At 69.7% G+C, this 26158-nt stretch carries 24 protein-coding genes and 1 tRNA gene; 12 read left to right on the top strand and 13 right to left on the bottom strand.

Going from position 1 to position 26158, the window contains the following annotated elements; translation table 11 throughout:
• Positions 1 to 761, top strand: a 761-nt coding sequence (locus Acit_RS05865) for a sensor histidine kinase (RefSeq protein ID WP_248106862.1), incomplete at its 5' end; no start/stop codon positions are given.
• Positions 762 to 800: 39 nt separating this feature from the next.
• Here the strand turns inward: Acit_RS05865 and Acit_RS05860 are convergent.
• The gene (locus Acit_RS05860; RefSeq protein ID WP_248106859.1) at positions 801 to 1601 is read right to left on the bottom strand and encodes an HAD-IA family hydrolase; all 801 of its coding nucleotides are present in this window, start codon (positions 1599 to 1601) and stop codon (positions 801 to 803) included.
• Between the two features lie 130 nt (positions 1602 to 1731).
• On the opposite strand from Acit_RS05860, the gene Acit_RS05855 reads away from it, so the two are divergent.
• Positions 1732 to 2367 (top strand): TetR/AcrR family transcriptional regulator, encoded by a 636-nt coding sequence (locus Acit_RS05855; protein ID WP_248106857.1) that lies wholly within the window; start codon positions 1732 to 1734, stop codon positions 2365 to 2367.
• Between the two features lie 20 nt (positions 2368 to 2387).
• Here Acit_RS05855 and Acit_RS05850 read toward each other — a convergent pair whose 3' ends face one another.
• The 3 genes from Acit_RS05850 to Acit_RS05840 form a co-directional block, all read right to left on the bottom strand.
• Entirely contained in the window at positions 2388 to 3173 is a 786-nt protein-coding gene (locus tag Acit_RS05850) for a fatty acid desaturase (protein WP_248106855.1), read from the bottom strand.
• Between the two features lie 79 nt (positions 3174 to 3252).
• Positions 3253 to 4905, bottom strand: coding sequence for an alkaline phosphatase family protein (locus Acit_RS05845; RefSeq protein ID WP_248106853.1), 1653 nt, complete (start codon positions 4903 to 4905; stop codon positions 3253 to 3255).
• A gap of 144 nt (positions 4906 to 5049) precedes the next feature.
• Positions 5050 to 6096, bottom strand: coding sequence for a hypothetical protein (locus tag Acit_RS05840; RefSeq protein ID WP_248106851.1), 1047 nt, complete (start codon positions 6094 to 6096; stop codon positions 5050 to 5052).
• Positions 6097 to 6471: 375 nt separating this feature from the next.
• On the opposite strand from Acit_RS05840, the gene Acit_RS05835 reads away from it, so the two are divergent.
• Positions 6472 to 6738, top strand: coding sequence for a tyrosine-type recombinase/integrase (locus Acit_RS05835; protein ID WP_248106849.1), 267 nt, complete (start codon positions 6472 to 6474; stop codon positions 6736 to 6738).
• A gap of 81 nt (positions 6739 to 6819) precedes the next feature.
• Here Acit_RS05835 and Acit_RS05830 read toward each other — a convergent pair whose 3' ends face one another.
• From Acit_RS05830 to dnaA, 9 genes are all read right to left on the bottom strand, one after another.
• Complete coding sequence (locus tag Acit_RS05830; RefSeq protein ID WP_248106847.1) at positions 6820 to 7605, bottom strand: hypothetical protein; 786 nt, start codon at positions 7603 to 7605, stop codon at positions 6820 to 6822.
• Between the two features lie 265 nt (positions 7606 to 7870).
• A complete protein-coding gene (locus Acit_RS13540) occupies positions 7871 to 8734 on the bottom strand; it encodes a TIR domain-containing protein (protein ID WP_248106845.1) in 864 nt (287 codons plus the stop codon).
• A 79-nt stretch (positions 8735 to 8813) separates the two neighbouring features.
• A tRNA-Ile gene (locus Acit_RS05820) sits at positions 8814 to 8887 on the bottom strand.
• A gap of 114 nt (positions 8888 to 9001) precedes the next feature.
• Positions 9002 to 11479 (bottom strand): DNA gyrase subunit A, encoded by a 2478-nt coding sequence (gyrA, locus tag Acit_RS05815; protein ID WP_248106843.1) that lies wholly within the window; start codon positions 11477 to 11479, stop codon positions 9002 to 9004.
• A gap of 56 nt (positions 11480 to 11535) precedes the next feature.
• A complete protein-coding gene (gyrB, locus tag Acit_RS05810; RefSeq protein WP_512700036.1) occupies positions 11536 to 13464 on the bottom strand; it encodes a DNA topoisomerase (ATP-hydrolyzing) subunit B in 1929 nt (642 codons plus the stop codon).
• Between the two features lie 180 nt (positions 13465 to 13644).
• On the bottom strand, positions 13645 to 13932 hold the full coding sequence (locus Acit_RS05805; RefSeq protein WP_248106839.1) for a DciA family protein: 288 nt from the start codon (positions 13930 to 13932) through the stop codon (positions 13645 to 13647).
• Between the two features lie 104 nt (positions 13933 to 14036).
• Positions 14037 to 15128, bottom strand: a complete 1092-nt coding sequence (gene recF, locus Acit_RS05800) for a DNA replication/repair protein RecF (protein ID WP_248106837.1) — start codon at positions 15126 to 15128, stop codon at positions 14037 to 14039.
• Positions 15129 to 15149: 21 nt separating this feature from the next.
• Positions 15150 to 16346 carry a DNA polymerase III subunit beta gene (gene dnaN / locus Acit_RS05795; RefSeq protein ID WP_248106835.1) on the bottom strand — a complete coding sequence of 399 codons (1197 nt, stop codon included), beginning with the start codon at positions 16344 to 16346 and terminating at the stop codon, positions 15150 to 15152.
• Positions 16347 to 16643: 297 nt separating this feature from the next.
• Complete coding sequence (gene dnaA, locus Acit_RS05790) at positions 16644 to 18167, bottom strand: chromosomal replication initiator protein DnaA (protein ID WP_248106833.1); 1524 nt, start codon at positions 18165 to 18167, stop codon at positions 16644 to 16646.
• Positions 18168 to 18444: 277 nt separating this feature from the next.
• Here dnaA and rpmH point away from each other — a divergent pair, with 277 nt between their 5' ends.
• The 9 genes from rpmH (at position 18445) to glgP (ending at position 26150) form a co-directional block, all read left to right on the top strand.
• Positions 18445 to 18579 carry a 50S ribosomal protein L34 gene (rpmH, locus tag Acit_RS05785; protein WP_248106831.1) on the top strand — a complete coding sequence of 45 codons (135 nt, stop codon included), beginning with the start codon at positions 18445 to 18447 and terminating at the stop codon, positions 18577 to 18579.
• A gap of 6 nt (positions 18580 to 18585) precedes the next feature.
• Positions 18586 to 18945, top strand: coding sequence for a ribonuclease P protein component (gene rnpA / locus Acit_RS05780; protein ID WP_248106828.1), 360 nt, complete (start codon positions 18586 to 18588; stop codon positions 18943 to 18945).
• A complete protein-coding gene (gene yidD, locus Acit_RS13535) occupies positions 18942 to 19301 on the top strand; it encodes a membrane protein insertion efficiency factor YidD (RefSeq protein WP_312709851.1) in 360 nt (119 codons plus the stop codon). The genes rnpA and yidD overlap by 4 nt, the downstream gene beginning before the upstream one ends.
• On the top strand, positions 19298 to 20431 hold the full coding sequence (locus tag Acit_RS05775) for a YidC/Oxa1 family membrane protein insertase (protein WP_248106826.1): 1134 nt from the start codon (positions 19298 to 19300) through the stop codon (positions 20429 to 20431). Before yidD ends, Acit_RS05775 begins: the two co-directional genes overlap by 4 nt.
• Positions 20432 to 20434: 3 nt before the next feature.
• A complete protein-coding gene (gene jag, locus Acit_RS12925) occupies positions 20435 to 21517 on the top strand; it encodes an RNA-binding cell elongation regulator Jag/EloR (protein WP_312709847.1) in 1083 nt (360 codons plus the stop codon).
• 109 nt (positions 21518 to 21626) lie between these two features.
• On the top strand, positions 21627 to 22148 hold the full coding sequence (locus tag Acit_RS13885) for an RsmG family class I SAM-dependent methyltransferase (RefSeq protein ID WP_376746012.1): 522 nt from the start codon (positions 21627 to 21629) through the stop codon (positions 22146 to 22148).
• Between the two features lie 143 nt (positions 22149 to 22291).
• A complete protein-coding gene (locus Acit_RS05765) occupies positions 22292 to 23197 on the top strand; it encodes a ParA family protein (protein ID WP_248106822.1) in 906 nt (301 codons plus the stop codon).
• 25 nt (positions 23198 to 23222) lie between these two features.
• On the top strand, positions 23223 to 24185 hold the full coding sequence (locus Acit_RS05760) for a ParB/RepB/Spo0J family partition protein (RefSeq protein WP_248106820.1): 963 nt from the start codon (positions 23223 to 23225) through the stop codon (positions 24183 to 24185).
• 225 nt (positions 24186 to 24410) lie between these two features.
• Positions 24411 to 26150, top strand: coding sequence for an alpha-glucan family phosphorylase (gene glgP / locus Acit_RS05755; RefSeq protein WP_248106818.1), 1740 nt, complete (start codon positions 24411 to 24413; stop codon positions 26148 to 26150).
• Positions 26151 to 26158 lie beyond the last annotated feature (8 nt).

Below are 26158 nucleotides of genomic sequence, written 5' to 3'. Positions count from 1 at the left end.
TCCAGCGTCGGGAGGCCGAACTGGAGCAGTTCGTCGCGAAGACGGTCGAGCTCCAGGAGCTCGAGCGCCGACGGATCGCCGCCGACCTGCACGACGGGGTCGGGCAGCGCCTGGTGAGTGCCCTCTACCACCTCGAAGCGGCCCGAGCCGGGGTCGGCGGATCGTCGGCCGAGGCGCTGCTGGCAACGGCCGACGGGCTGCTTCGCGCCGCGCTGAGCGACACGCGGGCAGCCATCGGGGGACTTCGCCCTCCGGTCCTCGACGACCTCGGCCTGGGCCCAGCGCTCGAGAGCCTGGCGCGCTCGGTCGGCGGCGAGTTCGACGTGGTGCTGCATGTGACGCCGGTGCAGGCCCCCCCGCACGTGGAGACCGCCCTCTACCGGATCGCCCAGGAGCTGCTGCAGAACGTCGTGAAGCACGCCGGCGCGACCATGGTGGAGGTCAACCTGGAGCGAGACGAGCAGGCCCTGGCACTGGAGGTGGCCGACGACGGCCGCGGATTCGACCCCGACGCTGCGCCAACCCAGCTTCGCTACGGTCTGGCTGGCATCCGGGAACGGGTGGAGCTCCTGGGCGGCACGCTGCAGGTGACCAGTCGTCCGACGCAGGGCACGCGTGTCCGCGTCAGCCTGCCGCTCGCCGGGACCGACGCGGCAGGGCGATCACCCACCGCCGACCTGTTGCCGGAACACCGTGCGCTCACCCGCGTCCCAAGAGCCCTTCCCGATTCGGCGGGAGAGGCTCCCGGCGTCGTTCCCTGAGCGACCCCGGTGGATCCCGTGCGGCGGGACCCCACGCGCTTACCCTTCGAACGGCAAGAACCCCGAAGCGACCCGGTTGCGCAGGCGCCGGAGGCATCCCGGGCCAAGGATCCCGTCAGGGCACGCCTCGAAGGGGTCGTGGAGGACCTCGGCCGGCTGTTCGGGCTCGCCGTAGCCGCCGAGGGCCAGGTCTGCGTCCTGGGCGACCCCCGGCTCGGTGACCGCGCCGGCGACGACGACGACCGGCAGACTGGCCGCCCGGGCGGCTCGAACCCCAGGCCCGCTGTCCTCGATGGCCACCGCCCGACTCGGCGGCACCCCGAGCTGCTCGAGGGCCAGGCAGTACGCCGCCGGGTCAGGCTTGCGTCTCGGTGCCTCCCGACCGGTCACCACGACGGTGAAGGCGCCCTTGCCGAAGAGCCGGTCGAGCAGGGGGTGGACCCACTCGGGACTGCCCGTCGTGGCGACCGCGAGGGCGACCCCCTCTCGTCGGAGGCCCTCCAGCACCCGTGACGCGCCGGGTCTGGCTGCCACCGCCTGGACCCCCTGCTCGAGGAACCAGGCCGTCTTCCGGCGGTGGAGCTCCGCGGCGAGGTCCTCGACCTCCTCGGCACTCCACCCGTAGGCCAGGGCCTCAGGGGCCGTCGACAGGTAGCACCGCAGCCGACGCTCGCCCCCGGTTACCGCCAGGAGCCGCCGGTACGTCCCGACGTCCCAGGAGAACGGCAGCCCCAGCTCGGCGAAGGCCGCGTTGAACGCCAGACGATGACCCTCGAGCTCGGTGTCGGCGAGGGTCCCGTCCACGTCGAACACCACGGCTTCGAGCGGCGCCGCGCCCACCCTCCCGTTCTCGCGCCAGCACCACTCACGCGCCTCCCTCAGTCGGGGGACCTGCCGGGGGGAGGGTTCCCCGAGGACCAGCTTGGATCCGGCTCCGAGCCCCCGCTCCCCCGGTGGTACCGTCCGCGCCGTGGAGGCCCTCGACCTGCTGGGCGCCCCGCCGGAGCGGACCCTGGAGGAGCGGGTGGCGGCGGCCACCGGCCGATGCCTGGCCAGGGGTGGCTTGCGCCGGCTGAGCGCGGACGCCGTGGCGGCGGAGGCCGGAGTGAGCCGGGCCACCGTCTACCGCCTGTTCCCGGGGGGGAAGCGAGCCCTGGTGGAGCAGGCTGCCCGGGTGGAGGCGGCCCGCTTCTTCGCCCGATTCAACGCGGTGCTCGACGGCGCGGCCGACCTGGAGGAGTGGCTGTCGGTCGGCTTGGCGGCTGCGGCCGCTGCCCTGGCCGGCGACGCCGGGGTCCGGGCCCTTCTGGCGGCCACGGTCGAGGCCGACGGGCCGGCGGATCCCTTCGCTGGCCTGGCTCACCTGGTCCAGCTCCTGGCCGAGGCTGCGACGCCCTACGCTGCCCGCTACGTCGGACCAGCGGCCGCCGGTCGGGTGGCGGAGTGGGTGGTCCGGGCTGCCCTGTCCTACACGACCTGTCCGAGCCCGGACTACGACCTCCGGCGCCCCAAGGCAGCGAACGCCCTGGTGCGGGACTTCCTGCTCCCGAGCTTGACTCGCTTCCTGGACGAACCAGGCTCGGAGGGCCCCGCCCGGCCGGCTTGAGCGGCTCCGGTGTCGACCTGCTAGGAGGCGGTGCCGGCTGCCACGGGAACCGGCTCGCCCGCGAGCTGCTCCCCTCGCGCCTCACCGGGACCGCCCGACGCGGACTGCCGAAGGGTCGCCTGGCGGCAGAGGACCAGGACCCGGATGCACCACCAGCCAGGATCCACTTCCCCGGGACGCAGCCTGAGCTTGGCGGCGGTCGGCCGGGCGTGGTGGTTGTTGTGCAGGCCCTCCCCCGCCACCAACCAAGCCAGCCACTGATTGTTCGTCGCCAGGTTCGGCTGCGGGCGCTTCCCGTAGCGGTGGCCGATGGCGTTGATCGCCCCGCCACCGAGGAGGTAGGTCACGGCGTGGACCCCAGCCGCGATGAGGGCTGCTTGCCATCCCAGGAGCAGGACCAGGGCCCCGATCCCCAGGCCCAGGCCGACGACGGCGTGGTCGAAGAACACGCGGTCCCAGCGGTCCTGTGGGAGGTCCCGGGCGTAGCGCGCCGTGGCCGGGTCCTTGGCTGCTCGACGGTAGAGGGCGGCGTTGGCGAAGAGCACCCGCGCCGTGCCGAGGACGATCGGCGAGTGGGGGTCCCGGGGGGTGTCGGTGTAGGCGTGGTGCAGGCGGTGCACGGCGACCCACTGTCGCGGGCGGATGCCGGTCAACACCCAGGTCAGGACCCGGAAGACCATCCGGGCTGCCGGACGCAGTTGCAGGGCCCGATGGGAGAGGGCCCGGTGGAGGAAGACGGTGGTCACCACGAAGGCGACCTGGCTGAGCGCGAGCCCGATGAGGACAGCGCCCCATACGGGCAGCATGCTGTCATCCTACTCGCCGGAGTCGTCGGCGGTTCACCGGACCGGGCAGGGCCCGTGCCGCTGGCCTGGTCCCAGCACGTCAGGTCGGGGTCGGTCGCCGTGGCGGTCGCTGCTCCTGGTGCGGCATGGTGTTCCGGCTCGGTGGCGGGTAACCGAGGCCGACGTCGGCCGTCCCGGTCACGGCGTTGATCACGGCCTGGGTAGCGACCTGCGGGTCCAGCAGGGAGGTCGGGGGCAGCGGGGGCACGCTCGGGTCCGGTCGGGTCAGGAGCGGCAGCGCTGCCGTCAGGTCGCCCGTCACGCTCCTCCGCCAGGGGGAAAGGTTCGGCACGCCTACCCCGAATCGGCGTTCGAGAAAGCGGAGGGTGGAGGTGTGGTCGAAGACCTCCGAGCAGACCCAGCCCCCCCGGCTGAAGGGCGAGACCACGAGACAGGGAACCCGGAACCCCAACCCGAGCGGACCCCGGATGCCACCGGCGGCGCTGGGCAGGTCGAAACCGGTGAGGTACTCCCCCGCGTAGGTCTCGCCCGTTGGCACCGCCCCGAGGGACGTCACGAGCGGCCCGGGCGTGGGCGGGGCGACGTGGTCGAAGAAGCCCCCGTTCTCGTCGTAGACGACGAAGAGCACCGTCCGCTCCCAGATCTCGGGGTTCGAGACCAGGGTCTGGAGGACCTGGGCCACGAACCACTCGCCGTACTCCGGTGGAGCAGCCGGGTGCTCGCAGCACGCCACTGGGGGAATGAGCCATGAGACGGCCGGGAGCCGACCGCTGGCCACGTCGGCCACGAAGTCGGCCGGGTACTGAGGCAGCAGACCCCTTGCGGCAAGCTCGGCCTGGCCCGGCGAAGCGGGGTCCACAAAGGAATTGAAGTAGTCGAGGACGTTGAAGAGCGCATTCGAGGTGGGGTCCTGGTACACCTTCCAGCTGACGCCCGCTTGGCTCAGGCGCTCCGGCATGGTCTGCCAGCCGAGGGTGCCGAGGTGGGCCGCCCGATGGACCACGTAGGTCTGGACCACGGGCCCGCCTTGCTCGCCGTCGGCCCCGATGCTGGCCGAGAGCCACATGAGCCGGTTCGGGTCGGTAGGGCCCATGAGGGAACAGAAGTAGTGGTCACAGATGGTGAAGGCGTCCGCCAGGGCGTAGTAGAAGGGAAGACTGCGCCGGTCGAAATGCCCCATGGTCAAGATCCCGTTCGGGACTTCTTGCCCTTCGGGGTCCAAGGCCGTTCCATCGGCGGCCAGGTGTTGGGTGACGAAGGCGGACATCGCCCCGTTGGCCCAGCTCAGGTGCTGCGGGACCCAGTCGTGGGTGATGTCGTTCGTCGTCTGCCCGTTCTCGAACGGCGGGTGGCTCCGGAGGGGGAAGGGCTCGAGGAACGGCTGGTCCCCGAGGCGGAATCCCTGCTGCTGGAACACCGTGGCCGGGTCGGTGCTGGGCCCTCCGGGGTAGGACCGGCTCGGCCGCCGGTCGTCGAATCCCCGGACCCCGGAAAGCGTGCCGAAGTAGCAGTCGAAGGACCGGTTCTCCTGCATCACGATGACCACGTGCTCCACGTCCCCGAGGCCTGCACCGGGAGGCGCCTCGGTGGCCTGCAGGCGGTCCAACAGGCGACCCAGACGCCCGTGCAGGGCGGCCCCGGTTGCCAAGGTGCCCCCCGCCTGGAGGACGCGCCGTCTGGTCAGCCGACCCTCGCAGTCAGCTGCGGCTCGCTGCTCCTCTCCCGTCGACACCGGTCGCTCCTCTCCCCTGCCGTTGGCTGCTCCCTCCAGGGGAACCGGCGAGCGAACCGGAGCTTTCGCTCGTACCGGCCGTCCGTCGACCAACGTTCGGTGACAGGCGACCAGCGGCACCTCGGAAACGCCGAGGTCGCGGGGTCAGGGAACCCGACAGACGACCTCGACGGCCAGGGCCTCGAACCGGGGGGCCGTCGGGGCGAGCTCGGTGAGGAGGCGCTTCACGCACGGCAGCTCCCGGCGCTGGGCCGCGTCGAGGAGCCGTCGGGCGACGGGCGACGGCTTGGGCGGGGGTGTCGTCGGGGTCACGAGGCGGGCCTGGAGCCGGCCGTCGGGCCCGACGGTGACGACCACCGTCGGTCGTCGCTCGTCGCTGCTCGGGGGACCGGCCGGGGCCCGGTGGCCGAAGGTGCTGGGCGGCCTGCTGGCAAGGATCAGCCGGGCGTCGTGAGAGTCCTTTGCGGCCTCCCGAAGGAGCGGCGGGCAGATGGCCGAGGTCAGGTCGGTGGAGGTCGGGCGGTGGTAGGTAGCGGCGAACTGGGCGGCGCAGGCCCGGTCGAGGGGGGTCTCGGCGAGGCCGGCCTGGTGGGCCACCACCCGGGTCAGCTGCTCCAGGGGACGGGGCTGCCAGCCGGTCACCTCGGCGGTTCGGGCCACCCCGTAGCCGCCAACCGTCAGCAAGGGGCCCACCGCCACCACGGTCAGCAGCGCGGCCGCCAGACCCGGGCGATTCCGGGGGAGGAGGCGCAGGGCGAGCCACACCAGGAGCAGGATGGCGCCGAGCACGATGGCCGCGTCCGCCGGGTTGCCGATGTACCAGATGACGGGCTCGGACCAGATGTCCGCCGCCGAGTTCCCCCCACCCAGGGCTCGGATGGTCAGCCAGCCAGCGACGTTGCCCAGCACGCCGGCGGTCACCCCGGTGCAGCCTGCCAGGAACAACCCAGCCTGAGGGAACCGTCGCCCGACCAAGCTCAGGAGCGTCCCGAGCACGGCCACGACGCCGGCGACCGTCAGGGCGGCGGCCAGGGACGGGTAGCCGGCGTCGTAGGCGTGCCACGAGAAGGGGTCCCAGGCGGCAATGGCCACCATGGCGCCGACCAGGCAGCCGAGAGCCACGAGCACCCCGACGTACGCCCTTGCGGGGAGCCGACCGGCCGCTCGGCTGGTGGCCCCTGCACCTGCCATCGCCACCCTCCTCCGTCGCCCGGTCGGTGCCTGACTCGACCGGACGCCGGAAACGAGGTTAGCGGCGGGACGGGTCGGCCGGCCCTCGGCCTTCGGACTGGCCGAACAGCGGAACTGCAAGAACCGAAGAGGCTCGAGAAGGCGCCAAGCTGGACTAAGAGACGCCCGGTCAGCAGCGGGGCCACCTCTGCTTTTCGGGCCCGGCCGGTCTCCGCGACCACCACCAGATGCAGGTGGTCGTACAGATCGTCGAGATCTCACGACCACTCCACGCCGGACCGCCGAAGACCGCCGCTGGCAGACGGACGGTGCCCACTCCCGCCGTGGTGTGCGACGAGCTCGCCCCCCGGATCACCGGCCGCCCCGACGACGCCTATGTGTTCCGCGCCCCAAGGTGGCGGCCCGATCCGACGCACCATCTGGGCCGCCCGCTTCTTCCGTCCCGCCGTCCAGCGAGCCGGCCTGGCACCCCTACGGATCCACGACCTGCGCCACACCGCCGTTGCCCTGTGGATCGCCGCAGGGGCCTCCACCTTGGCCATCACCCGCTGGGCCGGCCACTCCTCCTCCGCCTTCGTACTCGACCGCTACGGCCACCTGCTCGATGGGCCGGCCGCCACCGCCACGGCCTGCCTCGATTAGATGGCCCGAGCCGCAGCTAAGTGAGCAGGCCGTTGCTCAATATCGAGAAGCACACACTCATCCAGTCGTACCCGAAGTTGGTCAACCCCCGTCAGTTCGACGATCGCTTTCAATATTGTTCGTATACGTGTGTTGGGATTGGTAAGAAAGAATGGCTTGAACCATGGTGTCTGTGTCAACCAGACCGGGATCTCCGGTCAGGTGTATCAGGGCTTCGACTAGCGGTTTAACCATCTGCTCCGTAATAGGGACATTTGCATTAGCGCTTCGCCAAAGTTTACGAACTTCTGAGATGACGATCGGGAGTTTACGATACCTGATTTGGGAGAAGAAAAGATGAACTGCAAGCCGAAATATTGGCTGGCTCTGGCGTGATAGGTGGGCAATCGCGTAGCCGCGAAACAACTCGTAGTCAGGATGGCCTCGTCCGGCGATTTCGGCGGCTAGCAATCCGACGCTACCCGCCGACTGGTCCACCAGGTAGGAAGTCGAGGGACCCCACCGTGGCCTCCGTCTTGTGGTCGCGTTGCGGTAGTTGACATGTCTCGCCAGAGATAGCGGGGTGGTGTGAACCACCAATTTCGAAAGCGGATCGTAACGGTCTCCCGGGAAGGAATCGAGGCCCCGACCACCGCCAGCTTCGATGGCGGCCTTGACTACAGCAGGCATCGACCTTGGCACACCGTTTGTTCCAAGCTGGTCCCGGATCTTCTTTAGAAAGCCGTCGTCCGGGAAATCGATAACCGGGCCACCCAATAGGGAGAGTAAAGACTTTCCCATGTCCGCTGTGAAAGCATCTGCCGCTTTGGGCACATACAAGGCATAGAGTCCGACAAGGGTCGATTCCAAAGCGCCTCGTGCAGCCATGGCCCCCGCTTCTCTGGCGCCTCTCTGACATGCTCGCCGTGTCTCCTTAGCCAACCAGAGCGAGCGAAGAAGGCACAGGCCCGCGATGTCGCGCCCAGTAGCGTCACCTTCCCAGGCCTTATCCCCAACCAGCGATCGAGCTGCGCGATGCACCCTGCGCCGTCGGAACGGGTCGACGACCGGCACCCGGCGCCGGAGAGTTGCTATGTGCTTCGCAGTATTGCGACAGATGACCACTGATAGCGGCTCGGCTAGAGGGCGCCATTCAGGCCCTGTTGAGATCGACGTCGATCCCCGCCGCTCTCATCTCCCTGGCGAGTTCTAGCTTCCAGTCCCCAGCCAAGGGCACGTACAAGATCCCGTCGAGGTCCGATGGAAGCTCCACACCCTGCTCGTGGAGCGCAACAACGTGCGATCGACCGAGGCGGCCCATGAAGAACCCCAGCTCCAACACGACGTTTTGCCTGGCCCGGGGCTGCAGTGAGCCGCCTTTGACGCCACCGACGTCGTCGCCGGTGAGCAGCACGACAGCGAACCCAGCCTCACCAGCGTGACCCTCGAACTTCTCGATGATCGTCCTGCCCCGGTTCGCCTGCTCGTGCAGGATCGTCGGCGGACTGCCTGTGACACGCTCGATGAATTGGGCAACCTCCAGCTTGCGCTCACCGTCATGGCCGTGAACGACGAACACCGTGGCGGTGCCAGAGGTCGATTCGATGCTTGGCATCGCGGCGTTTCTTGTGCCGGCAGGCTCCTCGTACAGATCCAAGCGACCGTGGATCGATTCGAGTTTCTCGATCTGCCGCCGGATGTCCCCCTGGAGTACTTGCAGCTGGACCCTCGGATTCGCCGAAGACAACAGGAACCCCGCAACAAGTTGGTATTGGTACTCGTCGTGGATGGCTGACGTCGTGAACCGCTTCAGCAGCAGACCGCCGTTGTAGTCGTCCCAGGCTTGAAAATCGGCGCGGAGACTGACGAGCCCCTGCTGGTCGGTGATCTCCCGACCAAGCATGTCCCGGCCAAGCTGGATACGATCCTCGATCTCGCGGCACGCCTGCGCACGGGGTACCCGGAGCGCCGGCAGCTCCCTCGGTCGCTCGTCTTGAGCCGAACGCCTCTGGGCCACCGCCACCTCCTCGTGTCACGCCGTGTCACGACCCTCCAGGTGCGCCAGCAAGCAGCAAGCGAAAGCCTTGGTGAGGCAGTGGGGCTAGCTGGAATCGAACCAGCGGCCTCAGCATTATCAGTGCTGCGCTCTCACCGACTGAGCTATAGCCCCGTCTCTCGGGTCCGGACCCGAACAGGTCTCATGGTAGCCGCTGCCCCGGGGCAGCTCGGCGCCCACCCGAGCACCTCGAGACGAGAGCGGGAGCCGCCAACCGGGCCGGCCGGGTCAGTCCTCGTCGTCCTGGACCACGAGGGCGACGGCCGCTACGCGCTGGTCGTCGTCGAGGCTCATGAGCCGGACCCCGGTGGCGTCCCGGCCCTGGGCCGCGACCTGGCGGACGGCGGTGCGGATGACGACCCCGGCGGAGGAGACGACGAGGACCTCCTGGTCGAGGGCGGCCATGAGGGCCCCGACCACCTCGCCCCGGCGGGCCGTGAGCCGGATAGCCCGCACCCCCTGGCCGCCGCGGCCCTGGCGGGGGAAGTGCTCGACCTTCGTGCGCTTGCCGTAGCCGGCGTCGGTCACGACGAGGAGGTCCGCGTCCGGCCGGACGACGTCGCAGGAGACGACGTCGTCGCCGGGCTTGAGGCGCATCCCTCGGACCCCCGCCGCGTCCCGACCCATGGGCCGGACCTCGGCCTCGTTGAAGCGGATGGCCATGCCGCTCCGGCTCACGAGGAGGAGGTCGTCCTCGCCGCTCGTCGGGACCACGCGGACCAGCTCGTCGCCGTCTCGGAGGGCGATGGCGATGAAGCCCTCCCGGCGGGACTTGTCGTACTCGGCGAGGGCGGTCTTCTTCACCTGCCCGTCCTTGGTGCAGAACAGCAGGTACCGCTCCGGGTCGAGCTCCCGGGTGGAGATGACTGCCTGGATCCGCTCCCCAGGCTCGAGGGGCAGGAGGTTGACCACCGGCGTGCCCCGGGCCGAGCGGTCCTTCACCGGTACCTCGTGGCCCCGGAGGCGATAGACCCGGCCCCGGTTGGAGAAGAGGAGCAGGTGCGAGAGCGCACTGGTGTGGACGACCTGCGTGACGAGGTCCTCGTCCTTCAGCTTGGCTCCCTGGACGCCACGGCCGCCACGGGCTTGTGTCCGGAACGAGCTGGCCGGGACGGCTTTCACGTAGCCAGCCCGAGTCATGGTGACGACGAGGGGGTCGTCGGCCACGAGGTCCTCGACGCTGAGTTCGCCAGGGTCGTGGACGATGCGGGTCCGGCGAGGATCGGCGTAGCGGTCCCGGATGGCCCGGAGTTCATCGCCGATGACCCCCCGAAGGCGCGCGTCGTCAGCCAAGATGGCCTGGAGCTCGGCGATCGTGGCCCGAAGCTCGGCCAGCTCCTCCTCGAGGTTCGAGCGCCCGAGGCGGGTGAGGCGCGCCAGGGTCATGTCCAGGATGTGCTCGGCCTGCTCCTCGGAGAAGGAGAACGGTTCGCTGCACAGGGCGGTTCGCGCCGCAGGGCGGTCCTCGGCGGCCCGGATGGCAGCGATGACCGCGTCGAGCATGTCGATGGCCCGCAGCAGGCCCTCGACGATGTGGGCCCGGCGTTCCGCCTTGTCGAGGCGGAACCGGGAACGCCGGGTGACGACCTCGATCTGGTGGTCGACGTAGTAGCCGACGAGCTGGGCCAGGTTCAGCGTGCGGGGCACGCCGTCGACCAGGGCCACCATGTTGACTGGGAAGTTGGTCTGGAGCGGGGTGTGCTTGAAGAGATTGTTCAAGACGACGTTGGGGTTCGCGTCCCGCTTCAGCTGGATGACCAGCCGGGGCTGTCCCCCATGGGAGTCGTTCTGCGTGTCCGCGATGCCCTCGAGGGTGCCGGCCTCGACGAGCTCCCCGATCTTCTGCTCGATGGCCTCGACCGAGGTCTGGAAGGGGATGTCGGTCACGACGATCCGGCTGGTCCCCCGCCGCTCCTCGATCTCGGCGACTGCCCGGAGCTTGATCGATCCTCGGCCGGTGCGGGCCGCGTCGAGGATCCCCTGACGGCCCAGGATGAGCGCACCCGTCGGGAAGTCGGGTCCCTGGACGAAACGCAGGAGGTCGTCGGGCGTTGCGTCGGGGTGGTCGAGGACGTAGACGACGGCGTCGATCACCTCGCCGAGGTTGTGGGGCGGGATGTTCGTCGCCATGCCCACGGCGATGCCTTGGGACCCGTTCACCAGGAGGTTCGGGAAGCGGGCCGGCAAGACGGTGGGCTCGACCGTCGTGGCGTCGTAGTTCGGGACGAAGTCGATCGTCTCTTCGTCGATGCCGGCCAGCATCTCCATGGCGATGGGGGCCAAGCGGCACTCCGTGTAGCGCATGGCCGCCGGGCCTTCCTCGGGGCCGCGTCCCCCGAAGTTCCCGTGCCCGTCGATCAGGGGGTGCCGGAGACTGAAGTCCTGGGCCATGCGGGCCAAGGCGTCGTAGATGGCCGCGTCCCCGTGGGGGTGGTAGTTCCCCATGACCTCGCCGACAGCCTTGGCGCACTTGGCATGGGGCCGATCCGGCCGGAGGTTCTGCTCGTACATCGAGTAGAGGATCCGGCGATGGACCGGCTTGAGCCCGTCGCGCACGTCGGGCAGGGCTCGGGAAACGATGACCGACATGGAGTACTCCAGGAAGGAGCGCTCCATCTCCTCTTGGAGCTCGATCAGCTCGATGGCCCCGCCGGGACCCTGCCCATCCCCTGCCTGACCTGGCGCCGGGGGTTCCTCCTCAGGCATGCCTCACTCCCCTCGCCCGCCCCGACCGGCTCTCCCGAACCGGTGGCCACTGGGCATCAGATGTCCAGGAACCGGACGTCCTTCGCGTTCTGCTGGATGAAGCGCTTGCGCTGCTCCACGTCGTCCCCCATGAGGACTGAACAGACCTCGTCGGCCAGCGCGGCCTGCTCGACCGTGACCCGCAGGAGCGATCGGCGAGCCGGGTCCATGGTGGTGTCGCGCAGCTCGTGGAAGTCCATCTCCCCGAGGCCCTTCAGGCGGTTGAACTCGTTCTTGTGGTTCGGGTGCTCCGCCAGGAACGCCGCCTTCGCAGCGTCGTCCCGGAGGTAGATCTTCTCCTTGCCGACCAACGTCGAGTAGAGGGGCGGCTGGGCGACGTAGACGAAGCCGCCCTCCACGAGCGGCTTCATCTGCCGGAAGAAGAAGGTGAGGAGCAGGGTCCGGATGTGCGAGCCGTCGACGTCCGCGTCGGCCAGCACGATGACCTTGTGGTAGCGGATCTTCGAGAGGTCGAAGTCGTCCGCGATACCGGCCCCGATCGCCGAGACCAGCGCCTGGATCTCGGCGTTCTTCAGCATCTTGTCGACTCGGGCCCGCTCGACGTTCAAGATCTTGCCCCGGATCGGGAGGATGGCCTGGGTCCGGGGATTCCGGGCCTCCTTTGCCGAACCGCCGGCGGAGTTGCCCTCGACGATGAACAGCTCGCTCTCCCTCGGGTCCCGAGAGGAGCAGTCGACGAGCTTGCCGGGGAGTCCCGCTCCGCCGAGGGCGGACTTGCGGCGGGTCAGCTCCCTGGCCGCCCGCGCCGCCACCCGGGCCCGAGCCGCGAGGAGGGCCTTTTGCACCACCTGGTTCGCTTCTTTCGGGTTCTCCTCGAGCCACTCGGCCAGCTTCTCGTTCGTCACCCGCTCCACGAGGGATCGGATGCTCACGTTCCCGAGCTTCGCCTTCGTCTGGCCTTCGAACTGCGGCTCGCGGAGACGCACCGAGACGATCGCCGTGAGGCCTTCCCGGATGTCCTCACCCAGGAGGTTGTCGTCCTTCTCCTTCAACAGGCCTTTCGCCCGTGCGTAACGGTTCACCACCGTGGTGAGGGCCTTCTTGAAGCCCTCCTCGTGCATCCCGCCCTCGATGGTGGCGATCCCGTTGGCGAACGAGTGGATGGACTCGTGGAATCCCGTGTTCCACTGAAGGGCCACCTCGACCTCTTGGTCCTCCTCGACCTGGGAGAAGGCGCAGACCCGGCGGAACAGCGACTCCTTCGAGGCGTTCAGGTGCCGGACGAAGTCCACGATCCCGCCGCCGTACTTGAAGACCACCGGCTCGACGTCTCGACCGGCTCGCCGGTCCATGAAGCGGATCTCCAGACCTTTGTTCAAGAAGGCCATGACTTGGAGCCGCTCGGTGATGGTCTGGGCCCGGAACTCGACCTCCTCGAAGATGGTCGGGTCTGGCCAGAACGTGACCGTGGTCCCGGTCCGACCACGCGGAGCCGGACCGGTCACCTCGAGGGGCCCGACCTGGTTGCCGCCGTCCCGGAACTCCACCCGGTGGTGCTTCCCCTCGCGATCGATCTCGAGGACGAGGCGAGTCGAAAGGGCGTTGACGACCGAGACGCCGACCCCGTGGAGACCGCCGGAGACCTTGTAGCCACCGCCCCCGAACTTGCCGCCAGCGTGCAGGGTGGTGAGGACCAGCTCGGCCGCCGAGCGGTCCGGGTACTGCGGGTGGGGGTCCACCGGGATACCCCGACCGTTGTCCTCGACCCGGCAGCCGCCGTCCTCCAGGAGGGTCACGTCGATCCGGGTGCAGAAGCCGGCCATGGCCTCGTCCACCGCGTTGTCCACCACTTCCCAGATGAGGTGGTGGAGCCCCGAAGGACCGGTCGAGCCGATGTACATACCGGGGCGGAGCCGGACGGGCTCCAGGCCCTCTAGGACGGTGATGTCGCTGGCGTCGTAGGACGACGTCCGGGTGCCGGCCACGCCGGCGTCAACGTTCAGCGCCACGGGCGCGCCCTTTCGTCCGCTCGGTTCCTCGAAGGCACCAGGGCGACGGCGACCGCCATTCCCGGCCGGCGGGCCGCTGTGCCGATGCCCGCAGTGTAGCAGGCCGCTGCTGGGAATCCGCTGAGGGTGCAGGGGCCGGCGGGCCGTCCGACAGCGTCAGCGGACCCGGGCCTGGCGGATCTCGACCCGGCGGGGCGCCGCGTCGCCGAGCTGCTCCTGGAGGTGTGCCACCACCCGCTCGACGAGGCGTCTGAGCTCCCCCGCCCAGGCGGGGCTGTCGGCCTCCACCACGAGGACCCGGTCGCGCAGCAACTGGGGGCGAACATGGCGGGCCACGGCTGGCCCCACGAGCTGCTCCCAGCGGAGGAAGACGTGGGCGAGCACCCGCTGGTCGTTCCCCGCCAACCGGGCGACGAGACGGTCGAGGGCCTGGCCGACGGGCACTGGCTCAGCCTCCCGTTCGGTGCGGGACTGCGCCGGTCGAGGACGGCCCGCGCCTGCTCGCCCGGCCGCCGCCGAGCGCCGCCGGGACGGAGGAGGGTCGGGTCTCATGCGGCGTCGGCCTCGACCCGCCCGCGATCGAGGCGCAGGCGGGCGGTCACCGGAACGGCAGGTGGCGCCGCCGTCGTCGTGGTGAGCAGGACCTGCGCCCCGTCGCGGGGCAGCTCCTCGACGAGGGCCCGGGCCCGCTGGTCGTCCAGTTCCGCGAAGACGTCGTCGAGGAGAAGGACCGGCGGTTCGAGGTCCTCGCGCGCCAGGAGGGCGAAGGCCCCGAGACGAAGAGCGAGGGCGATGGTCCGCTGCTCGCCTTGGGAGGCCTCGCTCCGGGCGGGACGGCCGCCGAGCATGAGCTCGAGGTCGTCCCGGTGCGGACCCACGCTGGTCGTCTGGCGGCGAAGGTCCTCCTCTCGAGCGGCAGCCAGGGCGTCGAGCAGCGGCCCGTCCCAAGACCGGCGGTAGCGGAGGCCCAGGGGTGGGGCGGCAGGGGCGAGACGGCTGTGGGCCGGGCCGCAGGCTGCCGCCAGCTCGCTCGCCAGCGCCTCCCGCATCGAGGCCACCAGGGTCCCCGCCTCGGCAAGACGCTCGTCCCAGACCTCAAGTGTCCGGAGGGTCGCCGGGTCCAACCGACCACGCGCCTGTTGCAACAGGGCCCCTCGCTGCCGCAGACATCGCTCCAGCTCGCGGCGGGCCTGCTCGGCACGGGCACTGCGGAGAACCAGGAGGTCGTCCAGGAGGCCTCGGCGCTCGGCTGGGCCATCGGTCACCAGGCGCACATCGCTCGGAGCAGCCACCACCACCCGGAGCTGCTCCGCAAGAACGCGACGCGTTCGGAGCGGTTGCCCGTCGAGAACGACCCGGCTCGCGCCCTGCCGGGGCACGGTGGCTTGCACCAGCGTGACTCGCCCCTTCACCCGCAGCTCGGCCCCGATACGGGCGGTCTCCGTCCCGTTGCGGACCAGGGCACTCCGGTCCGAGGCCCGCCAGGAGCGCCCTGCGGCCAACCAGCCGATGGCTTCGAGCACACTCGTCTTCCCGGCCCCGTTCGAGCCACGGATCACCGTCACGCCGTCTGCGGAGAGGGCGATCCGGGCTTCGTCGAAGCACCGAAAGTCCCGGAGCTGAAGGCCGACGACCGCCATGCTGGACTCGCGGGTCGTCCCTCAGGCCACGCGCACGGGCATGAGCAGGTAGCGGAAGTCCGCCCGATCGGGTGCACGGACGGTGGCTGGCTTGCTCGGATCCAAGAGCTCGAGGACGACCTCCTCGGCGTCGACCGCTTCGACGCCGTCGATGAGGTAACTGGGGTTGAAGGCCATGCTGTCGACCGTCCCGGTCACCACGGCCTCGACTTCGGTGCTGGCCTCACCGAGGTCATGAGAACTGACGGTCAGGTCGACGCTGTCGGGATGCAGCACCAGTCGGACGGGCGTCGTCCCGTCGCGGACGAGCAGCCGGACCCGCCGGAGGGCCTCGACGAGACGAGTCCGGGGGACTTGGACCCGAACCGGATACTCGGGCGGCACGAGCTGCCGGTAGTCGGGGAACCGGCCGTCGAGCAGACGAGTGGTCAGCCGGACACCGGGCAACCAGAAGCTCGCTTCCAGCTCCCCGACGCTGAGCCCGACGACGGCTTCCTCCGATTCGGTGCCCCCAGCGGGACCTCCCTCGAGCCCAGGATGCGCCTCGTCTGCCTCGGACGGCTTCGAACTCCCGCCACTCCCCCGCGCCAGGCCTTGGAGAAGCCGCTGGAGCTCCTGAAGGGCACGAGCGGGCACGAGCAGCTGCTCGACCGCCGACGGCAATCCGACGATCCCAGGGAGGTCCCGCCAGGCCAGTCGGTAGGAGTCGGTGGCCACCAGGCGCAGACCCTCCTCGACCGCGGCGACCAAGACACCCGTGAGGAGTGGTCGGCTGTCGTCGGTGGAAGCGGCCCGTACCACCTGGCGGAGCGCCTCTGCGAGGGCTCCTGCTGGCAGCTGGGCCGTCGCCGGCATCGGCTCGGGCAGCGTCGGGAACTCCTCGACCGGAAAGGACCGGACCACGAAGCGGGACCGGCCCATGGAGACCACCACGTCGTCTTCGCCGGCTTCCACCAGCACGGCGCCAGGCTCGAGGGCCCTGACGATGTCCACCATGAGGCGGGCCGGGACCACTGCCTGACCGTCTTCGGCGGCCGCCAGCTCCGCCTGGGCCTCGATCGTGAGGTCCAGGTCGGTCCCGATGGCCCGAAGGCGCCCGTCGGACACGACCAACCGCAGGCCGTTGGTCGCGGCGCTGGCAAGGGCGCGGCCACTGACCGCTCGTGCTGCGGTGGCCAGAGTGTCGACGAGCCGGTCTCGTTCGCAACGGAGCTTCACGACGGTCCTTTCACTGGGGGAAGGAGTCCTTCTCACGACTCCGAGGAAGAGAAGATCTAGGGACGGTAGTAAGAGCTGTGGATTGTGGACGACCTGGCTCACGTCCTGGTCGGGAGGCCTTTCGTCGTCCACCGACCCGGAGGGGATTCCCCAGGTGGGAGTCGAGAGGGCCACCTTGCCTCGCGGTCTGTCCACGCGCCAGGGTGGTTCTCCCCAGCTTGCCCGGACGTCGTCCACAAGCAGCGGTGGATGGGGTGGAGCGAAGGACACGAGGCTGGCTTGCCACAGGAGTGCCGGTCACAGGGCGCTCTTGATCCGGAGAATGAGGTCGGTGACCTGCTCGTAGATGGCCCGCTGTTCTTTCATCATTTCGGTGATGCGTTCGACGGCGTGGATGACGGTGCTGTGGTCCCGTCCGCCGAACTCGCGGGCGATGGCCGGGTAGGAAAGGTCTGTGAGCTCACGGAAGACGTACATGGAAATCTGTCGAGCCGTGACAAGGGGACGGCGGCGACTGGGACCCGTCAGTTCCTCGACGCTGAAGCCGAAGCTCTCGGCTGTCGCCGCCAGGATGAGCTGGGGCGTGACCCGACGGGGCTGACGGGAAGAGACCAAGTCCGAGAGGACATGCTCGGCCAGTTCACGGGTGATGGGTTGCCCATTGAGACTGCCGTAGGCGGTGACGCGGATGAGGGCCCCTTCGAGCTCTCGGATGTTGTCGGTGACGTTCGTGGCGATGAACTCGAGGACGTCCATCGGAATGTGGACTCGTTCCCGTTCGGCCTTCTTCTGCAAGATGGCGAGCCGGGTCTCGAGGTCTGGGGGCTGCACGTCGGTGATCAGACCGGAGAGGAACCGGCTCCGCAGGCGGCTCTCGAGGGTGGCGATCGACTTCGGGGGGCGGTCCGAGGTGAGGACGATCTGCTTCGAGGCGCCGTAAAGGTGGTTGAAGGTGTGGAAGAATTCCTCTTGGAGGGCTTCTTTTCCTTCCATGAACTGGACGTCGTCGATGAGCAGCACGTCGCACTCGCGGTAGCGCCGTTTGAACGCGCTGGTGCCGGTGGTCCGGATGGCCTCGACGAACTCGTTCATGAAGGTTTCCGTGGAGACGTAACGGACGTGCCGGCCGGCGAAGTTCTCGGCGACGTAGTTGCCGATGGCGTGGAGCAGGTGGGTCTTGCCAAGCCCTGCTCCTCCGTGGATGAAGAGCGGGTTGTAGGAGCCGGCTGGCTTCTCGGCCACCGAAAGGGCCGCCGCATGAGCGAAGCGGTTCGAGGAACCGATGACGAAGGCGTCGAAGGTGTAGCGAGGGTCGAGACCGCTGACCTCGCCGCTCCGGTTCCCGACCCGGCGCGAGCCGCGATGGGGGTCGTCGGCGGGCTCCTCGGCGGGAGGTTCGACGGGCAGAAAGAGCGGTTCCACCGGGTGGGCAGCTGGTTCGGAGGCCCGTCCGCGTTCTCGAGCGCTCGGGTTGGGTTCGGGGCCGGCCTCGGACTCAGGTGGCGTGTGGTCGAGGAGCTGCTGGACCGTCGGCTCGACCCGCTGAACAGTGAGGACGACACGCACTGGCCGGTCGAGGAGCTCCGAGGCGGCGTGCTCGAAGAGCGGAAGCAGACGTTGCTCGAGACGGTCTCGGATGATGCTGCTCGGCGCCCCGAGGATCCAGGTGGCGTTGCCGAGCTCGACGGGGACCAAGCCCGAGCACCAGGTCCGCCATGTGGCGTCCCCGACCTGGGCCTGCAGCAGGGCCTCCCACGCTGTCCACAGGTTGTCCGGGTCGTTCACCTGGGCCTCCGCCCCGTCGATCGCCGACGTGTCCACAAGGATGTCCACAGCTGTGGACCGCGCGCCGCTCCGCCGCCGGTCACCGGGGTCGGTCGGTGGGTGCGCTGCCCCACCAACTCGGCCGGCACGGCCCGGCCGGCGGGGGGCACCGTACACCGGCCACCGGCCCCGTGCGAGCGCTCGAGCGGGGCGGGTTCCTGCGGGGGTCGCGGCTCAGCTAGCATGGGGCGTCGCACCAGGGTGGGTGCGTCAGGCGGGCGCGCCATTGGACGTGCCGTGAGCCCTCGCCCGCCGGACGGAAGGATCAAACGCGGTGAAACGGACCTATCAGCCGAACAATCGCCGGCGTGCCAAGGTGCACGGGTTTCGTCGACGTATGGCGACCAGAGCCGGTCAGCACATCCTGCAAGCTCGCCGCCGCCGGGGCCGTCGTCGGCTGTCCGCGTGACGGGGGGTGCCCGATGGCGTCTGGCGCATCGGGGACCGCAAGACCTTCGAGGCGCTGCGCGCCGCTGGTCGTCGCGCGCGCGTGGGCCCGATCACGGTTGTCCATCTGGCAGCCGAGCACGATGACGCGCGGGTCCGGCTGGCCTTCGCGGTTGGTCGGCGGGTGGGAAACGCCGTGGTGCGAAACCGCGTTCGGCGCCGGATCCGTGCCGTGGTAATGGAGCTGGTCCGCGAGGGCGGGCTCGCCCCGGGTGCCTACCTCGTCGTGGTGGCACCGCAAGGAGCGACCCTGCCCTACGCGCAGCTTGCAGCCATCGTTGGCACCGCCTTCCGCCGAGTGGCCCGGGGGATCGAGGACCGGCGATGAGCCCTGGTCAGCGGGTGACGCCGGAGCAGCAACAGGCGACGCTCGGCGGGTCGCCGTCGGCCCCATCCCGGCGCGGCCCACGACGGGCGGCCCTCGGTCTCATCCGCATCTATCAGCTCGCCCGGGCTGGGCGTCCATCGCCGTGCCGGTTCGTTCCGAGTTGCTCGGCCTACGCCATGGAGGCCGTGGATCGCTACGGGGTCTGGCGTGGAGGTTGGCTGGCGGTGCGGCGGATCGCCCGTTGCCGACCGGGGGGAGGGCGAGGCTACGACCCGGTTCCCGAGCCTGAGGAACTTCGCCAGCCCCGTGGCGGGAGTCGGGCCCCCGACGTCGTCATGAGGAAGGACGCACCGTGACAGGCACCGTTCTGATCGCCAGCACGATCGGCCGGATCTTCCAGCCGTTCTACGACGCGATGGCCTGGATCATCGCTGGCTTCTACGCGCTCGTTCCGAACTACGCCATCGCGATTGCCTTGCTGACCCTCGTGGTCATGATCCTCACCGCACCGCTCACGGTGAAGAGCACCCGGTCGATGCTCGCGATGTCGAAGCTCCAGCCGGAGATGCGGGAGCTGCAGAAGAAATACAAGCACGACAAGGTCAAGCTCAACGAGGAGCTGATGAAGCTCTACCGGGAGCACGACATCAGCCCGACAGCGGGCTGTTTGCCGATGCTCCTGCAGTTCCCGATCTTCATCTTCCTCTACGGCGTTATCGAGGGCTTGACGAACACCGTCGTCGTGCACGGCCGTCGGGTGGCCGAACCCCGCTACATCGGGCACGGCACGGCGCTCTACCACAGCCTGAAGCTCCACCCCGGGGTCATGAACGCCTTCGGCCTGAACCTGGCCGATGACCTCTTCATCGCCATTGGCCTGCAGTACCTGCAGATCCATCAGATGAACAAGCGGAACGGAACGGCCAACAGCAATCCGCAGATGCAGGCCGTCCAGAAGTTCATGCCGATCATCTTCGCCATCATCTACATCCGGATCTCGGCCGGCGTGAACGTCTATTTCATCGTGTCGTCGCTCTGCCGGATCGGCCTGCAGACCTGGGCCTACCGCAAGGTCCCCGACGCCGAGACCCCCCGGGTGGCGAAAGTGGGCGACGGCTCGAAACCGAAGCGCAAGGGCCTCTTCGAGCGGCTGGCCGAAGCCCAGCAGCGGGCCCTCGAGCAGCAGCGCGCGCTGCAGGCAACGAGCCAGGGGGCACAGGCCCCTCGGCCGGCAGCGGGTCGGTCGTCGTCGGTGAAGCAGTCCCGGCCAGGACAGTCTGTCGGCGGGAAAGCCGGTTCCCAGCAACCGACGAAACCGAAAGCACCGCCGCAGAAGGCGGCGTCGGTGAAGGCCGCGGCGTCGGCGAGCACCGGCGAGGTCGCGAGGAACGGCGGTACACGTCGCCGGCCGAATGGGACCACGACCCCGCCGGCCGGGGTTCGGGCGGGAAGCAGTTCGGGCCAGCGCCGAGCGAGGAAGGCCTGAGCCGTGGAATGGGTCGAGACCACGGGCAAGACCCTCGAACAGGCCAAGGAGGCAGCTCTCGAGCAGCTCGGTGTGGCCGAGGGCGATGCCGAGTTCGTCGTGATCCAGGAGCCACGTCCTGGGCTCTTCGGCCGTTGGCGCGGCGAGGCTCGCGTCCGAGCGAGGGTTCGGCCCACGCGTCCGCGACCGAAGCGGAGCCACGATCGACGGCGTCGGCAGCGGTACAACGGCGGTCGAGAGCGAGGGTCGACGGCACTCGAGGTGCGAGACGAGGGCCAGGACGAGCCGGTGGCCGCCCGGTCCAGCGGGCCAGGCGCACTGGTGGTCAGCCCTCCGGAAGGCGAACAGAACGGAAAGCTTGCCGGATCTCCTGGCGGGAACCGACGTCGTCGGAACCGGGGGCGGGGCCGAAGCCACCGGAACAGCGGCTCGGTCCGCACCGGCGAGGCCACATCCCAGGTGCCCGCGTCGAGTGCTGCTGACGTCGATGGGCACGACGCACGCCCGGTCGACCAGCGGGACCTCGAGATGCCGAGGGGGGCGGCGACGGACGTGGTTGTCGAGAGCGATCACGGCAGGCAAGGAGAAGGGACGGTGGTCGAGGTGAACGGCGCGGAGCAGGCAGAGCTGTCCGTCCGATTCCTCGAGGGTCTGCTCGAGGCGATGGGCATCCCGGCGACCGTGCGCGGGGCGTACGAGGCCGAGCGGGGAGTGGTCATCGAGATCCAGGGTGAAGGCCTCGGCCCCCTGGTCGGCCCGGCAGGGGCCACGATGGCCGCGCTCCAGGAAGTGGCTCGCGCCCACCTCCAGCGGCAGACGAAAGGCCAGAGCGAGCGCCTCGTCCTCGACGTAGCCGGCTACCGAGCCCGTCGTGTCGCGGCCCTCGAGCGCTTCACACGGCAGGTCGCCGAGGAGGTCCTGCGGACCGGGGAAGCCCGGGCACTCGAGCCCATGAGCGCCGCCGACCGCAAGGTCGTCCACGACACGGTCGCGGCCATGCAGGGCGTCACCACCCGGTCGGAGGGCGAGGAGCCCCGTCGGTTCACGGTCATCGTGCCGGCTGGGGACGCCGAGCAGGCGAGCTGAGCGCGACGCACCAGAGTCCTGCCGTGCCAGAGGCGCTTCTGGCACGGCTCGCCGCCGCGGGTTCCTCGGCGTCATCGAGCGCTTCGCGCCGCCTGGATGGCAGGACTCGGTGCTCGTCGATCTCGGCCCGGGCGGCGGGGTCCCTGGGTTGCTCATCGCCGGGTGGTGGCCGACGCAACGGCTGCTCCTGCAAGAGGCGAGCACCACCAGGGCGGCGTGGCTGGCCGAGACGGTCGAGGGGCTTGGCTGGATCGATCGAGTGCAGGTCGATGCTCGTCGAGCCGAGGAAGCCGGCCGCGATCCCAGCCGGCGGCATGCCGCCTTGGTGGTCACCGCGCGAGCTTTCGGCAAGCCGGCGGTCACGGCGGAGTGCGGGGCACCCTTTCTCCGACCTGGTGGTGTCCTCGTGGTGGCGGAGCCACCGGACGGCGTCGGCCGGTGGCCGGTTGAGGGGCTATCCCTGCTGGGCTTGGAGCTGGCCTGGTGGGGCGCCATGGCACCAGGAGCGCACGTCGCGGTGCTTCGGGCGGTGCAGGCGTGCCCGGAGCGGTACCCTCGGCGCACCGGCGTGCCGAATCGGCGCCCCCTCTTTGGTGGCGCGGAAGGCGGGCGGCGGGAACGACACCCATGAGGTGTTCCACGTGAAACACGTCGAACGGGTCGAACGCCACTGGCCTTGACCAGGGGGACCCGAGCGACGAGGATGAGCAGGTCCGCCGTCCGTCTCGAGGGTCAGTGCGCGGACGAAGGAGCGGCAGAGCATGGGAAGCACGAATGACGAACACTGAGGTCGATGCCGACAGCGAGCCTAAGGTCGTCGATCCGGCAGCCGTCGATCCGGACGGGGCCACTCCCGGGGCGACGCCAGAGGCCGTCCCGGCCGACGCCGAACGAAAAGCGGGCACGAAGACGGGCGAGGCCCGAGTCATCGCCATCGCCAACCAGAAGGGTGGCGTGGGGAAGACCACGACGGCAGTGAACCTCGGGGCCGGCCTCGCCGAACTGGGGTACCGCGTCCTCGTGGTCGACCTCGATCCCCAGGGCAATGCCACCACTGGCCTGGGGATCGACGGGCGGAGCTACGAGCTGTCGATGTACGACGTGCTGATGCGAGAGGCACCCCTCGAGGACTGCATCGAGCCGACGAGCGTACGAAATCTCTTCGTTGCGCCTGCCACCATCGACTTGGCGGGCGCCGAGATCGAGCTGGTGCCGATCTTCAGCCGGGAGCTCCGGCTTCGGCGGGCCTTGCACCCCATCCTGGGGGATTTCGACTACATCCTCATCGACTGCCCGCCCTCGCTCGGACTCATCACGGTGAACGGCTTGGCGGCTGCCAAGGAGGTGCTGGTCCCGATCCAGTGCGAGTACTACGCCCTGGAGGGCCTCGGCCAGCTCCTGCGGAACGTCCACCTGGTGCAGGCCAACCTGAACAGCGAGCTGGAGGTGAGCACCATCGTGCTGACGATGTACGACGCTCGGACCAAGCTGGCCGAGCAGGTGGCCGAGGAAGTCCGTCAGCACTTCGGGGACAAGGTCTGCCGGCACGTCATCCCCCGGACGGTGCGGATCTCCGAGGCACCGTCGTTCGGGCAACCGATCACGGTGTTCGATCCGACGTCCCGAGGGGCAATCGCCTATCGGGAACTGGCCCGGGAGGTGAGTGGTGGCGCGGCGTAGCGGGCTGGGTCGGGGCCTGGGGGCGTTGATCCCGACTGAGGTCACGACCACGGGCACGGCCTATCGGGAGGTGCCGATCTCGGCCATCCGTCCGAACCCGCACCAGCCGAGGCGGCGGTTCGACGAAGAAGCCATGGCCTCGTTGGCAGCCTCGATCAAGGAGCTCGGCGTCCTCCAGCCGGTGCTGGTGCGGGAGCTCGGGGACGGCCAGTTCGAGTTGATCGCTGGCGAGCGGCGCTGGCGAGCGGCGAAACGCGCCGGACGGCAGACCATCCCGGTGCTGGTGCAGCAGGCGAACGACCTCCAGTCGCTGGAACAAGCCCTGGTGGAGAACCTCCACCGGCAGGATCTGAACCCGATCGAGGAAGCGACGGCGTACCAGCAGCTCATCGACGAGTTCTCCTACACCCATGAGCAGGTGGCGGCTCGGGTCGGGAAGAGTCGGGCTGCCGTCACGAACACCCTGCGTCTCTTGCAGCTGCCCGCCGGGGTGCAGCGGGCCCTGGCCGAGGGCAGCCTCTCGGCGGGCCACGCTCGAGCATTGCTGGGCACGCCCGATCGGAGTCTGCAGGAGCAGCTGGCCCAACGGGTCGTCGCAGAAGGGCTGACGGTCCGGGCAGTGGAAGAGCTCGTGCGGCAGTCCAGTGCGTCGGCGGTCGAGCTGGCGCCGACGGTCGAGGCGCAAGGGCCCGCGTCGGCACCAGCGCCACGGGACGAACCGGCACCGCAACGGGCTGCCGAGCCGGTGGGCCTGGGTGCCGGCACGATGCCGGGCCGCAGCGGGGAACCAGGACGCTCGGCCGTGCGGGAGCGGCTGGAACAGCCGCTCCCGGACGCCGGCGTGCTGGAGTTGGAGGAGCTGCTGGCCGATTACCTCGAGACGCGAGTCAAGGTCGAGATGGGGACGGCCCGAGGGCGAATCGTCATCGAGTTCGCGTCCTTGGAGGACCTGGAGCGGATCTACCGCCGGATGGTTGCTGGCGAGTGAGAGTCGAGGGTGACGGAGGACGACACACTGCTCTCTCCCGTGAGCTTTCAAATGGGCGAAGACCGTGAGGCTATGTTCACGGAACGTGGGAAACGACCAGGCAGAACAGGTTGGGACCACGGAACGTGGAAGCCGAGGCTCTGGTGCGGGGTCAGGTGGTCCACAACCTGTGCATGAGGCTGTGGACAGCTGGACCGTGGGGTGAGGGACGAAGGGAGTGGACGGGTGCGGCAGGAGGGGCCGAAGTCGGAAGGGCAGGGCCTGGTGGCCTACTTGTCGATGGAGGTGGCCGTCGCCGACGCCGTGCCGACCTACAGCGGTGGGCTGGGGGTGCTCGCCGGCGATCACCTGCGGGCGGCAGCGGATGCTGGCGTGCCGATGGTCGGCGTGACCCTCCTCTATCACCAGGGCTACTTCTCCCAGGCCCTCGACGAGGCCGGAGGCCAACAGGAACGGCCAGTGGCTTGGGACCCGGCTGAGCACCTCGAGCGGGTGGGCTTCGAGGTGAGCGTGCCCCTCGCAGGACGCTACGTGCGGGTCGGGGCGTGGCGCTTCGTCATCAGCGGTGCGCGAGGCGTCGTGCCGGTGTACTTCCTGGACACGCGAGTGCCGGGCAACCTGCCCGAGGACCAGGAGCTGACCGACGTCCTCTACGGTGGCGACCAGCGGTACCGACTGCGCCAGGAGCTCGTGCTCGGCCTGGGCGGCCTGGCGCTCCTGCGGGCGCTGGGGGCGCCGGTGCGCACGGTGCACCTGAACGAAGGCCACGCCGCCTTCGCCTTGCTGGGGCTCCTGGCCGAGGCCGACGGCAACTGGGAAGCGGTCCGGGAACGCTGCGTCTTCACCACCCACACCCCGGTGGCAGCCGGGCACGACCGCTTCCCGGAGGCCATGGTGCGGGCCGAGGCCGGTGAGGTGCTCGCGGCCGCGCTGGTGAGCAAGGGCCTGCTGGCACCCGGGGGCGAGTTGAACATGACGGAGCTGGCCATTGCCGGCAGTCGCTGGGTCAACGCGGTCTCCCGGCGTCACGCCCAGGTGACAGCGTCCATGTTCCCGGGGATCCAGGTGGCGGCGGTGACGAACGGGGTGCACGCCCCGACGTGGGTCGCCCCCCCGGTGGGCGCCGTCCTCGATCGGTGGGTCCCCGGGTGGCGACAGGACAACGGCCGGTTGCGGGCAGCCGAGGAGGCCCTGCCGCTGCCCGAGCTGGCTGCGGCCCATCGGGTCGCCAAGGAGGCCTTGGCGTCGCTGGTGGCCGAGCGGGGCGGGCCCCTGTTGGACCCGACGGTGCTGACCCTGGGCGTCGCCCGGCGAGCCACGGCCTACAAGCGGACGACGCTCGTCCTGGCCGATCCCGAGGGGCTCAGGCGGGTGGTGGCCGAGGTCGGCCCCCTGCAGTTGGTCTTCGCCGGCAAGGCCCATCCCCGGGACGAGCCTGGCAAAGCCCTCATCCGTGACGTGCTGGCAGCCCGGGATGCCCTGGCCGGGACCGTCACGATCGCGTTCGTCCCCGACTACGACCTGGCGGTCGCTCGGACGCTGGTGGCTGGCGTCGACGTCTGGTGCAACACGCCCGTCCGACCGTACGAGGCTTCGGGGACCAGCGGGATGAAGGCTGCGGTGAACGGCGTCCCGAGCCTGAGCGTGCTGGACGGCTGGTGGGTCGAGGGGCACGAGGAGGGGGTGACGGGCTGGGCCATTGGCGGCTCGCCGGAGCGGGTGGGGGATCCCACGGGACGACCAGGCGTGGACCCGACCTACGAGGAGGACGCGAGGAGCTTCGTCGAGGTGTTGGCGACGGCGGTCGCCCCCCTCTACTACCGGGACCCCGAAGGGTTCCTGGCGGTCGGTCGGGGGGCCTTGGCCCGCAACGGGAGCTGGTTCACGACGCAGCGGATGGTGGAGGAGTACGCCGTGCGGGCCTACGGACTCCCGAGCGTCGCCCAGCCCGCAGGCAGCAGCTGAAGCCGGCG

Source organism: Aciditerrimonas ferrireducens (genome assembly GCF_023130475.1).
Classification (GTDB): Bacteria; Actinomycetota; Acidimicrobiia; order Acidimicrobiales; family UBA8190; genus Aciditerrimonas; species Aciditerrimonas ferrireducens.
This window is presented reverse-complemented; position numbering and strand designations above follow the sequence as displayed.